Annotated in this window: 13 protein-coding genes; 6 read left to right on the top strand and 7 right to left on the bottom strand. The window is 51.8% G+C overall.

Annotation, left to right across the window (positions count from 1 at the left end; translation table 11 throughout):
• Positions 1-10: 10 nt before the first annotated feature.
• From HNV11_RS22405 to HNV11_RS22430, 6 genes are all read right to left on the bottom strand, one after another.
• Entirely contained in the window at positions 11-1,555 is a 1,545-nt protein-coding gene (locus tag HNV11_RS22405) for a c-type cytochrome domain-containing protein (RefSeq protein WP_171741789.1), read from the bottom strand.
• Positions 1,556-1,598: 43 nt separating this feature from the next.
• Positions 1,599-2,666: a twin-arginine translocation signal domain-containing protein gene (locus HNV11_RS22410; protein WP_171741790.1), complete on the bottom strand. Its 1,068-nt coding sequence runs from the start codon at positions 2,664-2,666 to the stop codon at positions 1,599-1,601.
• A gap of 77 nt (positions 2,667-2,743) precedes the next feature.
• Positions 2,744-3,226 carry a GAF domain-containing protein gene (locus tag HNV11_RS22415; RefSeq protein ID WP_171741791.1) on the bottom strand — a complete coding sequence of 161 codons (483 nt, stop codon included), beginning with the start codon at positions 3,224-3,226 and terminating at the stop codon, positions 2,744-2,746.
• A 1-nt stretch (position 3,227) separates the two neighbouring features.
• Complete coding sequence (locus HNV11_RS22420) at positions 3,228-3,734, bottom strand: hypothetical protein (RefSeq protein WP_171741792.1); 507 nt, start codon at positions 3,732-3,734, stop codon at positions 3,228-3,230.
• Positions 3,735-3,787: 53 nt separating this feature from the next.
• Positions 3,788-4,624 carry a rod shape-determining protein MreC gene (gene mreC, locus HNV11_RS22425; protein ID WP_171741793.1) on the bottom strand — a complete coding sequence of 279 codons (837 nt, stop codon included), beginning with the start codon at positions 4,622-4,624 and terminating at the stop codon, positions 3,788-3,790.
• A gap of 104 nt (positions 4,625-4,728) precedes the next feature.
• Positions 4,729-5,754 (bottom strand): rod shape-determining protein, encoded by a 1,026-nt coding sequence (locus HNV11_RS22430; protein ID WP_171741794.1) that lies wholly within the window; start codon positions 5,752-5,754, stop codon positions 4,729-4,731.
• A 235-nt stretch (positions 5,755-5,989) separates the two neighbouring features.
• Between HNV11_RS22430 and HNV11_RS22435 the strand changes: the two genes are divergently transcribed.
• The 6 genes from HNV11_RS22435 to HNV11_RS22460 all read left to right on the top strand — a co-directional run bounded on the left by HNV11_RS22435 (position 5,990) and on the right by HNV11_RS22460 (position 14,695).
• A complete protein-coding gene (locus HNV11_RS22435) occupies positions 5,990-7,489 on the top strand; it encodes a GH3 auxin-responsive promoter family protein (protein ID WP_171741795.1) in 1,500 nt (499 codons plus the stop codon).
• A 1-nt stretch (position 7,490) separates the two neighbouring features.
• A complete protein-coding gene (locus tag HNV11_RS22440; RefSeq protein ID WP_171741796.1) occupies positions 7,491-8,657 on the top strand; it encodes a 1-deoxy-D-xylulose-5-phosphate reductoisomerase in 1,167 nt (388 codons plus the stop codon).
• A gap of 176 nt (positions 8,658-8,833) precedes the next feature.
• Positions 8,834-10,150, top strand: coding sequence for an RIP metalloprotease RseP (gene rseP / locus HNV11_RS22445; RefSeq protein WP_171741797.1), 1,317 nt, complete (start codon positions 8,834-8,836; stop codon positions 10,148-10,150).
• Between the two features lie 105 nt (positions 10,151-10,255).
• Complete coding sequence (locus HNV11_RS22450; protein WP_171741798.1) at positions 10,256-10,681, top strand: DUF6702 family protein; 426 nt, start codon at positions 10,256-10,258, stop codon at positions 10,679-10,681.
• A 181-nt stretch (positions 10,682-10,862) separates the two neighbouring features.
• Positions 10,863-13,367 carry an endopeptidase La gene (gene lon / locus HNV11_RS22455; protein WP_171741799.1) on the top strand — a complete coding sequence of 835 codons (2,505 nt, stop codon included), beginning with the start codon at positions 10,863-10,865 and terminating at the stop codon, positions 13,365-13,367.
• 110 nt (positions 13,368-13,477) lie between these two features.
• Entirely contained in the window at positions 13,478-14,695 is a 1,218-nt protein-coding gene (locus tag HNV11_RS22460; RefSeq protein WP_171741800.1) for an AGE family epimerase/isomerase, read from the top strand.
• Here HNV11_RS22460 and HNV11_RS22465 read toward each other — a convergent pair whose 3' ends face one another.
• Positions 14,696-15,226, bottom strand: a complete 531-nt coding sequence (locus tag HNV11_RS22465; protein ID WP_171741801.1) for a hypothetical protein — start codon at positions 15,224-15,226, stop codon at positions 14,696-14,698.
• Between the last annotated feature and the right edge of the window lie 55 nt (positions 15,227-15,281).

Consider the following 15,281-nt stretch of genomic DNA (forward strand, 5'->3'; position numbering starts at 1 on the left):
GATGATTGGCTTAATTGCGCTTCGACTCGTCGCCTTTCGTCTCTGGCGCAGCAGTTTTGGCGAATTCGGCCAGGGCCTGTTCGCTGATGCCACCAACCACGTCAAGCTGTGGCCTGGACTTTTTCAGGCTGGCAATTCCCTGCTCGGTCACTTTGGTCTGCCAGAGGTAGACCGTTTTCAACCGTTTCAGACCAGCTAGTTCAACTAAAGCTGCATCGGTAACGCCCGTACCGTACAGGTTCAGGTATTCCAGATTATCCAGGCCCTTCAGTTGTCGGATACCACTATCCGTAACACGCGTTTGCTCCAGATGCAGCTTCTGCAGGTTTTTTAGTTTTGCGATATAGGCCATTGCCGCATCCGTTACGTCGGTTTCGCCTAATTTCAACCACACAACCTGCTGGCTTAGTTTTGGCAGCAGAGCCGCTTGGGTATCGTTGAACGTCCGGGCGTTTACGGCGCTAACTTCCAACTGATTCTGCTCGCGCGAAAGCGGCAAAACCAGCAAACCCGTTCGCTTTAGCTCGTCAACCGTTTTCGGATCGGCTGCCGGAACCTTCATCGTTAGCACGGGTGACTCAGGGGCGGGACCGGTGGCAATACCAGCACCGCCCGTCTGAATGGGCTGCCCGCCACCGAGCGAGGCCAGCACGGGCCGTATGGCCTCATTAACCTTAAGATCCGATACCTTTTTATCGAACGTAGCGCCCTGATCGATCCACCACGTTAAAAGCGCAATCTGGCTATCGGTCAGTTGATTTTTACCCTTGGGCGGCATGTGATGATCGTCATCTTCGGGCAGCAGACAGACTTTTATCAACTCACTTTTGCTGCTCTTGCCGGCCACAAACACCGGACCGTCTTCATAGCCTTTCCGGATCATTTCGGGCGTATCTAACCGTAACCCTGCTTTCGATTTGCCCGCATTGTGACATTGTACGCAACGAGTTTGCAGGATTGGGTTAACGATTTGCTGATACACCATTGCCTGATTCACATCGGTAATCGGCTCGAATTTGAAGGTCGGCTGTCTGGGTGGTAAACCGGCCAGTGTTCGCAGTGGCGCCGGAGCATACTGCATCAGATAGTCTTCACCATGCGTCAGGTTAGCGCCGTGATGCCCGGCGATCAGCAGCAACATTAACGATATGCCCAGGGCGGGCAGGTACATTAACTGGGCAAACGGAATCCGACGGCCCAGGTTTTCAGACTTCACGGCCCAGGCAATCCAGGCAAACACCGCTACACCAATGCCCTGCCATTGATGTTCTGCAAGCGTTTCGGTCTCGTATCCCCCACCCAGCGACAGCAGATAACCAAACACACAGGCCAGCGTAGCGCTCACCGCCGACCAGAACAAGATCAGCGTGATGGTATGCGGACTAACCGAATTACGTCGGGTGAGCCGATCGATTTCGAGCAATCCGGCTATTAACAGAAACCCAATTGGCAGGTGAACGATGAGCGGATGAAAATGCCCAAAGAACAACAGCCAGTCAGACGGTTGCGCCGGAGCAGCCTGCAGCAGAATTAACGCGTTCAATACCAGCGCCATGTCTAATCAGAGAAAGAAGAATTACGTGTTAGACCGGTCAGTCTTAGGCGACGCGTTCTAATTTGATAGGATACGTTTTTCGGGAATTCCACTGGGCAACGTACACATTCTCGTCGGCATCGACCAGAACGTCGTGCGGATGCAGAAAAACCGAACTGCTGCGATCTTTACGTTGCTCCCCTAATTTACCGTCCTGGTAAACCGGCTCCGAACCGCCCGGCGTGGAAACTACCCGGTCGTTTTTGTCCAGAATTGTGATGTAGCCTGAATCCGGATACGAATCGGACGTACTGCGGAAAACAGCGCCGTAAAGATGATCGCCGTGAATCACCGGGCGACAGATGTATGACCCCGGTAGGGCAATAGTAGATAGATACTTACCATCCAGCGAGAACCGCTTGAGCGCGTTATGACGGCGGTCAGTCACCAGCAGGGTTGGGTTGGCCCGATTGCGCTGATCGACAACCACGCCATGGCAGCAGTCGAAGGTATCGTTGGTATCGCCCTTTCCGCCCCAGTAGCGAATCAACCGGCCGGTTTTGTCGTACTGCATAACGTGATTTAACCCGTACCCATCGACTACATAGATGTCGCCATTGGCCGGGTTAATAGCCGTTTCTGTGGGTTTAAACTGCGTTGGGTACGCATACATCCCGGTTTCTTTCGGGTAGTCCAGCTTCATCAGCTCCCGGCCTTTCAGATCGGTTTTAATCACCTGATGCCGATCCGTATCCGCAATGAGCAGGTATTGGTCATTGCCTTCTCCACCCAGCGTCAGACCGTGGCCGCCGGGATAGTCATGTCCCCAGGTTTCCAGCAGCTTACCCGACTTGTCGTAGATCAGGACATTGTTTTTGGTTTCGTTGGTTAGCAGGATAATCCGGCCTTTGGCATCCTGCACCATCTCATGACAGTCGTTGACGGGATTCCTGCCCGCATCCAGTACGCCCCAGCCCGGCACCACGCGGTACCGGAAATCATTATGACCGAGGTTAATCGTTTCGGTTAATGATCGGCCTGATTTTCGGGGAAGTAACGTTGGCGCAGGTACCCCGACGGCTACCGCCAGCGATGCCTGTTGCAGGAATGATCGACGCGAAAGTGATGCCATGGCGTTCGTGCAGCGTTTACTCAGAAAAGAGAAGAATCCCTAAACTTTACTGCAACTGAAACATCAGCCGGAACAGCTTATAGGTTGGTAATGATGGCGGCAATCCGTTCTAAACCCGCAGCGTCTGTTTCGCTGAAATCATTCAGCTGATCACTGTCTACGTCAAGAACCATCGTAACCTTTCCGGCCTGGTCGAACACCGGCACGACAACCTCCGACCGGGAAGCTGAACTACAGGCGATATGCCCCGGGAACTGCTCTACGTCGGGTACCAGAATAGTCTCCCGGCGCGTATAGGCGGCTCCGCATACACCCTTGTCAAAGCCAATGCGCGTACAGGCAATGGGCCCCTGAAATGGCCCTAGTACGAGCTGGTTGTCTTTTTTCAGATAAAAACCGACCCAGAAAAATCCGAAAGCTTCCTTCAGAGCGGCTGCAATATTAGCCAGGTTGGCGACCAGGTCCGGTTCGCCTTCGACCAGAGCCGCAATTTGTGGAATCAGACTTTCGTAAACCGTCCGGCGATCGGTGGCTTGGGGTATGATGAGTGTTTCAGCCATATTAGTTTCTTGTAAAAAATTGAATCAGCACGATGCTTACGGTCGTAAACAGCGTACTGGCGCCAACCCGGATCAGGGTTGGAATCAGCAGCGACAGGCTGCTGGCTTCAATGAAAAACAGGGCCGTATGGTGAATGAGGGCCAGCACGAACACATACCGAAAAAAAGCGCCGGCGCCCAGTTCCTGCAACGAAAACTCGATTCGGGATTCCAGGCCCGGCACGTCGATCTGGGCACCAACCACCATTGGGCGGCAGTAGGCCATCAACACTGTTGCAGCAGCGTGCATGCCCAGGGTATTGTAAAACGTATCCACGATAATGCCCGTTGCAAATCCAATCACCAGCAGCCAGGTGCGGCTGATTTCGTTCGGCAGGAGTAGAATGCAGGCGATGTAGACAAAGCAGAACGCATAATCAAACAGAACCAGATTCCGCACCAGCATAATTTGCAGCACCAGGTACAGCACAAACAAAAATGCAGTAGACAGAATTTCGCGGAGGGTCATTTGCTTGTAGTACGTGATGAAGAAAAGCGCCCAGCGTAACCGGGCGATGATGCTTATTTTTCGGTTTCGATTTGATTTTCCAGTTGTTCCTGCTCGGTCTGCAAACGATTTTCGACCACATACACGAATGCTAAGCTGCTGAAGTTCGTAGCCAGATCAAGCGTGATGTCGTGAAAGACCCGGTTAGGCTGAACACCAACGGTTCGGACGCGCCCAACCAGAATGCCGGGCGGAAACGTTGAGTTACGCTCCGAAGTCACCACCGAATCGCCTTTGGCCACTGGCTTCGTGAGCGAAATGTCATTCAGTTTAATCAAGTGCGGATCTACGCCATCCCAGCGGGCAGTTCCAATTTCTTCGGCCTTGGTCAGCGCCGAGGACACCAGAAAACTGGAATGAAGAATGGACGTAACGACCGAAAAATGACGATTACACGACTTTACCCGACCCACGACACCCGTTGGTGAGATAACGCCCATGCCCGGCCGGATGCCGTCGTCCGTGCCTTTGTCAATGGTAATGTAGTTATTGGCAAACTGCGTAGTGTTGTTTACCACTTTGGCCACCGTAAACTTAAACCGGCTGGCAAAGGCCGAGTCGGCTGCATATTCGGCCGGGGCCGCGGGTTTGCTTTGTAGCAGCTGGGTTAATTGTGCATTCAGCCGCTCATTCTCCATCGCCAGGTCGGCGTTGACCTGCCGAAGCCGGGCAAATTCATTGACCGCGTTCGACCACGCCAATACCTGTGCCGCGTACCGGTTTGAGGTATTGAAATAGGTCGCGCCCCAGTAGTTGTTGGTGTTGATGATGAAGTAAAAGCTGAGTACCTCCAGCAACACAAACAAAATGAAGTTACGGCTTCGGATAAAAAAGTCAACTAACTCACCCATGGAGTAAAACAGAGCACGGACTGGCAATCGGTACATCCGGTGCCATCAGGCCTAATACCCTTTGACTACCTAATGCGCCGAACACCAGTCCGTGCTGCAATTTCTTAACTAATCAATACCGAGCGGTACATATCCAGATTCTTGATCACCTCACCGGTGCCTTTCACAACGGCTTTGAGCGGATCATCAGCTACGTGAATCGGCAGTTTGGTTTTGGCAGCCAAGCGCTTGTCGAGACCGTGCAGCAACGCTCCACCACCCGTCAGGTGAATACCATTTGTGTAAATATCGGCCGACAGCTCCGGGGGCGAAATTTCGAGGGCCTTCATGGTGGCTTCCTCGATCTTCGAAATCGACTTATCCAGCGCGTAGGCAATTTCGCTGTACGTCACTTTGATTTCTTTCGGAATACCCGTCATCAGGTCACGGCCGCGGATTTCGTAATCCGACGGTGGATTGTCGAGTTCGGGCAGCGCCGAGCCGACTTCCATCTTGATCTGTTCAGCCGAGCGTTCGCCAATGAGCAGGTTGTGCTCCCGACGCATATAATCGACAATATCGCGAGTGAAGACATCCCCGGCAATACGAATCGACTGTTCGCAGACAATACCTGACAGGGCGATAACAGCAATTTCGGTCGTTCCACCGCCGATATCAACGATCATCGTGCCGTTCGGCTGCGTAATGTCTATACCAATACCGATGGCCGCAGCAATCGGCTCGTGAACCATGTATACTTCTTTGGCTCCGGCATGTTCAGCAGAGTCCTTAACGGCCCGCTTTTCTACCTCAGTAATTCCAGAAGGGATACAAATGACCATCCGGTGCGAAGGCGAAAACAACTTGCTCCCGGTGTCAATCATTTTAATCATGCCCCGAATCATCAGTTCGGCAGCCGTAAAGTCAGCAATTACGCCGTCTTTCAACGGGCGAATCGTCTTAATATTTTCATTGGTCTTTTCATGCATCTGCATGGCCTTATGGCCAATAGCCAGCACCTTGCCGCTGGCTTTGTCCATTGCAATAATCGAAGGCTCATCCACCACAATCCGATCCTTGTGAATAATCAAGGTATTCGCCGTGCCCAGGTCAATCGCAATGTCGCTGGTTAAAAAATTGAAAAGTCCCATTTCAGGTTAGCGCCGAACGCCGAATTACAAATATAGTTTTCTTGAAAGGTCTGCAAAAATATAGATTATTCAAGACAAACCACGCCACCTTAGCGAATACCGTAGTGTATTTTTAAGATGACTATCAAGGGGATGTAAAAAGAGCAACGCTAAATGACCGGCTTTCGGTATGGCGATTGTCCATCCTTTATCGTTCAGTATTCATCACGTAAATTAACCGTACCTTTGCAGCGTTATGGGAATTCGTTCGGTATTAAGTAAACCTTTGGCCAAGTGGGTCGTAGAGCGGCAGCGGGAATGGATGTTCCGTCCCGCCGAAACGCAGCAGCGCTGGTTTAAGCGTCTGGTGGACGGTGGGCGCGATACCGTCTTCGGACGAGACCATCATCTGGCCGACGTACACACGGTCGAAGAATTTCGGCAGGCCGTTCCGGTCCGCGATTATGAAGACCTGAAACCGTATATCGAGCGAATCCTGGCTGGTGACTCAGACGTGCTCTGGAAGGGCAAACCTCTGTATTTCGCTAAAACGTCGGGTACCACCTCCGGTACCAAGTATATCCCGATCACGCGGGATTCCATCCCGAATCATATCGACTCGGCCCGCGACGCTCTGCTGAATTACATCAACGAAACCGGCAACAGCGCCTTTCTGGATAAGAAGCTGATCTTTCTGTCGGGTAGTCCCGAACTTGACAAGAAAGCGGGAATTAACGTTGGACGGTTGTCCGGCATCGCCAATCACCATGTTCCGGCCTACCTGCGCACGAATCAATTACCCAGCTACGAAACCAACATTATTGAAGACTGGGAAACCAAGCTGGAGCGCATTATCGACGAGACGATCAACCAGCCGATGTCCTTGATTTCGGGGATTCCACCTTGGGTGCAGATGTATTTCGACCGGATTCAGGAGCGAACCGGCAAGCTCATTAAAGACGTGTTCCCAGACTTCTCAGTATTTGTGTACGGGGGCGTAAATTTCGACCCTTATCGTGCCAAACTTTATGAGAGCATCGGTAAGCGGGTAGACTCGATTGAAACGTATCCCGCTTCGGAAGGCTTCATCGCTTTTCAGGATACACAGACCGAAGAAGGATTATTGATGCTGCTCGATAGCGGCATTTTCTTCGAATTCATTGCTGCTGAAGACTATTTTACGGAAAACCCGCGCCGACTGACCATCGATGAGGTCGAATTGAATAAGAACTACGCCGTTATCATCAACAACAACGCTGGACTGTGGGGCTACTCTATCGGTGACACGGTCAAGTTCGTATCGCGGGACCCCTATCGGCTGCTCGTTACGGGCCGGATCAAACATTTTATCTCGGCCTTCGGCGAACACGTGATCGGCGAAGAGGTCGAGCGGGCGTTGCAATACGCTATGCAGCGGCATCCTGAAACAGAAGTTGTTGAATTTACAGTCGCGCCGATGGTTAGCCCCGGCGAGGGATTGCCTTATCATGAATGGCTGGTCGAGTTTTCAACCCCACCCAACGACTTGGCAGCTTTTGCCCGGGACGTAGACAACCGACTGACCGAACTAAACGTATATTACGACGACCTTATAACCGGAGCCATTTTGCAGCCGCTGAAACTAACGACGCTGCCGCGCGGAGCCTTTCAGCGATATATGAAAAGTCAGGGCAAGCTGGGTGGGCAGAACAAAGTTCCCCGGCTGGCTAACGACCGGAAAATTGCAGAGGGCCTGCTGGCCACTTCATTAGTGTAGCATGAATCAAAAACGCCATATCGCCATCCTCGGCTCGACCGGCTCTATTGGAACGCAGGCCGTGGAGGTGATTAAAGCCCACCCCGATCAATTTCAGGTTGAGGTGCTGACGACGAATACCAATGCCGAACTGTTGATCCAGCAGGCCGTCGAGCTAAAACCGAATGTCGTTGTTATCTGTAACGAAGACCGTTACGATCAGGTCTTTTCGGCGCTCGACCCGCTGGGTATTAAGGTCTATGCCGGAGCAAAAGCCATTGCTTCGGTCGTGCAGATGGATACCATCGACATTGTGCTGACGGCAATGGTTGGTTACGCGGGTCTGCTGCCCACCATCAAGGCCATCGAAGCGGGGAAGGCTATTGCGCTGGCGAACAAAGAAACTCTGGTGGTAGCTGGCGAGCTTATCACCCAACTGGCGGCTCAGAAAGGCGTTAACATCTACCCGGTCGATTCAGAGCATTCGGCTATCTTCCAGTGCCTGGTTGGTGAGTTTCATAATCCGATAGAGAAAATCATCCTGACGGCATCCGGTGGGCCGTTTCGAGGTAAATCCCCGGATTTTCTGGCAACGGTTACGAAGGCGCAGGCGCTTAAGCATCCCAACTGGACGATGGGCGCCAAGATTACCATCGACTCAGCCACGCTCATGAACAAAGGGCTGGAGGTCATCGAAGCCAAATGGCTGTTCGGCCTTCGCCCGGATCAGATTGACGTAATCGTGCACCCGCAGAGTATTATTCACTCGCTGGTGCAGTTTGAAGACGGCAGCCTGAAAGCACAGATGGGCCTCCCCGATATGCGCCTGCCGATTCAGTTCGCCCTGGGGTACCCCGACCGGCTGAAGTCCGACTTCCCACGCTTTAATTTCCTGGATTATCCATCGCTGACGTTCGAGCAGCCGGACGTAAAGACCTTTCGGAATCTACAGTTAGCCTTCAATGCGCTCGACCGGGCCGGTAATGCCCCCTGCATCATCAATGCGGCCAACGAAGTAGCGGTCGAAGCCTTCCTGCACGATCAGATTGGCTTTATGGAAATCTCCGACGTAATTGAGTCCTGCCTGGCCAGTGCGACATTCGTCGAACATCCAGCCTACGACGATTACGTCAGGACGGATGATGAAACCCGAAGGTTAGCCACAGAACGAATTAAAACGCTGGTTTAAGTGTTTATATAATAAGCATCCCGCTTAACGTTTTTCACTCACATGAGTTACTGGATCTGGTTTATTATCGGCCTTGGACTTGGCCTTCTCATATGGCGGGCGTTCAAACGTCGGTCCCAGTAATACCTAAAGCTATTAGTGAATTTTAAACTCCCTCTTACCTCAGTTCTGACTACATGGAAATTTTAGTGATGGCTGGCCAGCTCATTCTGGGCCTGTCTATTTTAGTTGGGTTGCACGAATTAGGGCACCTTCTGGCCGCTAAAGCCTTTGGCATGCGGGTTGAGCAGTACTTTATTGGCTTCCCACCCAAAATCTGGAGTATTAAGCGGGGCGAAACCGAATACGGTGTGGGTGCCATTCCGCTCGGTGGTTTCGTTAAAATATCCGGGATGATCGACGAATCGCTCGATACGAAACACACCCAGACCGAACCGCTGCCTTATGAATTCCGGGCAAAACCCGCCTGGCAGCGGCTCATCGTCATGCTCGGGGGTATTATTGTCAACGTAATCGTTGGCATCCTGATTTTTGTGGTGCTGACGTATAAGAACGGAAACACCTATCTGGCCGCCAAAGACGCTAAATATGGTATTGTTGCCTATGATCTGGCCCAAAGCATCGGCCTGCGAACAGGTGACAAAATTGTTAAAGTAAACGGTAAACAAATCACCGATTTTAGCGAAATTAAGAGTTCCGACGTGTTTCTGGGCGACAATAGCTCCTACACCGTTGAGCGCAATGGTCAACTCATTGATATTGATATCCCGAACAACTTCGTCGATAAACTGGCCGACAAGAAGAGCGCCGGTCAGTTCATTGAACCGATTGAGCCGTTCAAGGTAAAAGAACTGGCCCCGGGTCAGCCCGCCGAGAAAGCAGGCATGAAACCGGGCGACGTGATTACGAGCGTCAACGGTAAACCGATTCAGTTTTATCACGAGTACGTGGAGCTGGTGAAGCCGCTTAAAAACAAGCCACTTACGCTCGGTATAAACCGGAACGGACAGCCACTAACTCTTCAGCTCAAAACGACCGAAGATGGAACGACTGGCTTTTATCCAGAGTTTCTGCTGCCATTAACCCGGCAAGAGTATACCTTCGGGGAGGCTCTGGCAGTCGGTACAAAAAAAGCCTTCCAGGTCGTTTTCGATAATATTAAAGGGTTCGGCAAGATCTTTCGGGGTGAAGTGTCGGCGTCCAAAGCTCTGAGTGGCCCAATCGGTATCGCCCAAAATCTGTTTGGCGGCATCTGGGTATGGGACCGTTTCTGGACCGTAACGGGCTTACTCTCGATGGCGCTGGCATTCATGAACGCCTTACCAATTCCCGCTCTCGACGGTGGTCACGCCACGATTCTCGGATACGAAATTATCTCGGGTCGTAAGCCGTCCGACCGGTTTCTGGAAGCCGCCCAGCGCGTCGGTATGGTTATCCTGCTTGGGTTGATGGCTTTTGCTATTTTCAACGACGTACTAAAAGCCGTTTTTTAAGTCTTGAGACAAGCTAAGCTTCTAACACTGTTGGTTTTAGCGGCCGGCTGCCTATTGGGTAGCCGGCCCTTAACGCTTCATGATTTTCATGCCAGCGTAACCCAGATGCAGTATAACCCCAAAGAACGCACGTTTGAAATCAGCGTTCGGGTTTTCACAGATGATTTTGAGAAGGCACTTTCGAGCGAAGCAGGCAGTAGGATAAGCTTATCAGCAGCCGCACCAACTGATCCCAGCGCGGACAAGATTAACCCGCTGATCGAAAAATACATTCGTCTGCATTTTGCTTACGTAACGCCACAAAAACAGGCAAAACCCATTACGTATGTAGGTCACGAGATCGAAGCGGATGCCAACTGGCTATATCTCGAAATGCCGTATGCCGAACCGTTCCGGGGCGGCCTGCTGAAGCAAAACGTGCTGATGGAACTGTTCGATGACCAGGTCAACATGGTTAATATTACCTATCAGGGCCAGAAGAAAACCTTCGTTTTCCGAAAAAACCAGCCCATTCAGGATGTTTCGTTCTGATAAATAAATTTATTAGGCTGGTTATCGACGGGTTTAGTTATTTTGTTGTAGTGACAATTGGAGTTGCCATGTCGTCTATATGACTTTCTGGCATTCCCCTTGCAATTACTTCATCCCCTTATCTTTCCGTTTTTTTAGACACCTCCCACGTATTGAAAGCTGTCAGGTTGGCAGTGTACTTATGATTTCAGAAAAAGATTTAGCTACCCGTTTGTTGTTGGCCGACTTTGACTCGGACAATCTGGAGATTGTTCCATTAGGGTCGCCGGAGGGTATAGATGAAGATTACGAACTACCGCCGAATCTGCCCATTCTGCCGGTACGCAATACAGTACTGTTTCCGGGCATGGTGATTCCGGTAACGGTTGGCCGCTCGAAGTCGATCCGGCTGGTTAAGAAGGCTTACAAAGGCAATCGGATTATTGGCGTTACGGCACAACTCAACCAGCAGAAGGATGAGCCAACTGCCGACGACCTGTATCGTTTCGGCACCGTAGCGTACATCATTAAGATGATTACGCTGCCCGACGGGAACATTACAATCATTATTCAGGGCAAAAAGCGCTTCGAGATTCAGCAGATTACGCAGGAAGACCCGTACATGACGGCGCAGGTTCGCCAGATTGACGATGTTTTTCCGAACGTAAATAAGAAAGAAGGCAAGGCACTGCTGCAATCCCTGAAAGATGCGGCTTACAAGATTCTCCGGCTCAATCCCGAAATTCCGCAGGAGGCCCGTATTGCGCTCGATAACATTGAAAGTCCAACGTTTTTACTGCACTTTCTGTCGTCGAACATCAACGCCGAAGTAGCCGATAAACAGCGGCTGCTCGAAACACTCGATGGCAGCCAGCAGGCGAACTTGCTGCTGGAGTATATGCTTCGGGAGGTTCAGTTACTTGAACTGAAGCGCGAAATTCAGTCCAAAGCATCATCGGATCTCGATCAGCAGCAGCGCGATTATTATCTGCGCCAGCAGATGAAAGTGCTGCAGGATGAGCTGGGCATGGATAGCCCGGATCGGGAGATTGACGAACTGCGCATGCGGGCCGATCACAAAAAATGGTCCACGGAAGTCCGTTCGCACTTTGATAAAGAACTGAACAAACTCCAGCGGATCAACCCGATGGCTCCGGAATATCCGGTGACGATGAACTACATCGAGCTGATGGTTGACCTGCCCTGGAACGAATATACTAAAGACAACTTTGATCTGAAGCGGGCGCAGAAGATTCTGGATGCCGATCATTTCGGCCTTGAAAAGGTTAAGGAACGGATTATCGAATACCTGGCCGTTCTGAAACTGAAGAACGACATGAAGGCCCCGATTCTGTGCCTATACGGTCCTCCGGGAGTGGGTAAAACCTCGTTGGGTAAGTCGGTAGCGAAGGCGTTGGGCCGGAAATACAGCCGGATGGCGCTGGGTGGCGTTCACGACGAGGCCGAGATTCGCGGTCACCGAAAGACCTATATCGGCGCTATGCCCGGCAAGATCATCCAGAATATCCGCAAGTGCGGTACGGCCAATCCGGTCTTTATCCTGGATGAGATCGACAAGGTTAGCTCCGACTTCCGGGGCGATCCATCGTCGGCCCTGCTTGAAGTCCTGGACCCGGAGCAGAACTCGACGTTCATGGACAACTATCTCGATACCGAGTTCGACCTCTCGCGGGTGCTGTTCATTGCGACGGCCAATTCGCTCGATACCATACACCCCGCTCTGCGCGACCGGATGGAGATCATCGACATTGCGGGCTACACGGTGGAAGAGAAAGTTCAGATTGCCAAAAAATACCTGGTTCCCAAACAGCGCCGGGATCACGGTCTGAAGCCCAAAGACCTGATCATTGAAGACAAGGCCATTCTGCGGATTATTGAAGGATATACCCGCGAATCGGGCGTTCGGAACCTGGAGCAGAAAATTGGGGCGTTGGTCCGGAAGATAGCCAAATCCATCGCTATGGAGGAGGAGTATAACCACACGGTTAAGGCTACTGATATTCCTAAAATGCTCGGGGCCGAAATTTTCGACAAGGAGCTTTACGCCGACGACGACATTGCGGGTATCGTAACCGGACTGGCCTGGACGCAGGTTGGGGGCGAAATCCTGCTGATCGAGTCAAGCCTGAGCCGGGGCAAAGGTGTGCTGACGCTGTCTGGCCAACTAGGCGACGTTATGAAGGAATCGGCCATTACGGCCCTCTCCTATCTCAAGGCGCATGCCGACACACTGGGTATTGATTACCGGGTTTTCAACCATTACGACCTGCATATTCACATTCCGGCGGGTGCCGTGCCCAAAGATGGCCCTTCGGCGGGTATTACTATGCTGGCGTCGATGACGTCAATCTATACCCAACGTAAGGTCCGGCCGTATCTGGCCATGACGGGTGAGGTAACGCTGCGGGGCAAAGTGCTTCCCGTTGGCGGGATTAAGGAAAAGATACTGGCCGCTAACCGGGCGGGCATTAAAGAGGTTATTCTCTGCTCAAAAAACCGGAAGGATATTGAGGAAATCAATATGACCTATATCAAGGACCTGACCTTCCATTACGTGGATACCGTAGAGCAGGTGCTGGAGATTGCGTTGTTACCCGGTCAGGTTGGCAAGCCAATGAAATTTATCCTGCCCGACGAAGATCCGTCGTTCCGTAAAGAACCGCGCGAAGTAGAACGGATTTACTAAAAAATAAGGGAGAAACCACGTATTTTGTCATCGCATCAATGACTGGTCTCACGAGATCAGACGTTGATGCGATGACAAAATTGCTTTAGACCCGATCTGTTTTCTACGTAATGCTTGATTTCCAGAAACTTTCTGCCGATTACCAGCAGGCTCTGCTGGGTCAGGTAGTACCGTTTTGGCTCAAGCACAGTCTGGATGCGCCCTATGGCGGGTACTTTGATCTGTTGTCCGGCAAGGGCGAAGTGATTGAAGGAGACAAGTTTGTTCATTTACAGGCGCAGCAGATCTGGGCCTTTGCCTGGCTATACAATACGCTCGATGCCCAGCCCGCCTGGCTCGACCACGCCCGGCATGGGGCAACGTTTCTGAGTCAGTTTGCTCATGACGACCGGTTGAATTGCTATGCTATTCTGGATCGTCGGGGCCGGCCGGTAGCGCCTGCTTCCGACGTAATACCCGATAGCTTTACAGTAATGGCTTATGCGCAGCTTCATCAAGCTACGGCGGAGGACGAATGGGCCATGCTGGCTAAGCAATTGTTTGCAAACCTGCTGAACCGGCACGAGGTTGATCGTGAGCAGCAGGCTCAGGCCGTTGGTGACTTTAGGAAACTACGTTACCTGAATGAGCCCCTGGCCATGTTGAGAGCGGCATTAGGCATGCAGCCGTTGCTCGATGAAGAATTCTATAAGGCAACAATAGAGCGGATACTGCACGAACTATTACGCGAGTTTCTGGATCGGCGAACGGATACGTTGCGGGAGTTTATCTTACCAGAGGGCTCCTTTATCAACACACCAGAGGGCCGCCGGTTAAATGTCGGGCTAACATTTCAGACGGCCAGCGCGCTGCTTGACCTCTGCGCCGAAAGCGGGAATCGGAAACTGGCGATGCAGGTAGTAGCCTGGTGTCTGCGTCTGTGCGAACAGGCCTGGGATGAAGCGACAGGGGGCCTCAATCAGTACGTAGACATGAAAAACCAGCCGTTTATCTTCCCCGACTGGCAGCAGAAGTGGGCCTGGGTGCAACTGGAAGCGATTGCCGCCCTAATGAAAGGGTATTTCCAGACGCGTCACCCCGATTGTCCAACCTGGTTTAAGCGGATACATGACAACACATTCGCGACTTTTGTCGATACCAGGCATCTGGGCTGGCATCTGGCACTTGATCAGAATAACCACCCTCTTTTACCCGCTAAAGCCATTCCAGCGGTCGGCTGTTATTCCTTAATCCGCTGTCTGGCCGAGACGGCTCAGGCCTTAACCCGCTGCGGGCAGTTACAACCGCTCGGTCGCCATATTCGGGTAGGTGCTTCGCCTTTATCCTGATCACGAGATAGGCAAAACGCTCAGCTCACCCGAATCAACTTCGGCAGTTAGAAAGCGGATGGTTGCGCCGGCGTCTGGCTCTATCGACATTGGAAAAGCATGCTGCCCCGCTTGCACAAACTCAGAAACCAGCATTTTGCACACGGTGCGATGCTCGGCATCAAGCTGATAGATACCAACTGTCAGTTGAGTCGGCTCCGTCAACGTAACTACTACCGTTATCGGTTCAGCTATCTGATATCGAAAATCGGAAAGAACATTTTTGACTTCAGGCTTCCTTCGCATAGCGAACAGAATCTGCTTGACCAGCAAGGGAACAACGGGTGCGAGGCCATTGACAAAAAGCACATCGCTACGCTGATTGGAAAAGACAGCCCGAAGTTCTGTATTCAGAGGTTCGTCAACACCTCGGCCAAAAGCAATCAGGTCAAAGTCAGCCGCGTAAAATTCAGCGGCCGCCTGTTCCACCCGATCCGTCACGAATACGGTAAGCCCTACATCTTCTAATGCTTCCTTCAGGAGGGCAAGCACCTTTTAATTTCGGCCAATCAATAATACGCTCTGTTTCATATACCAGATGAGGCCC

Origin of the sequence: Spirosoma taeanense, assembly GCF_013127955.1 — a bacterium.
GTDB classification, from domain to species: domain Bacteria; phylum Bacteroidota; class Bacteroidia; order Cytophagales; family Spirosomataceae; genus Spirosoma; species Spirosoma taeanense.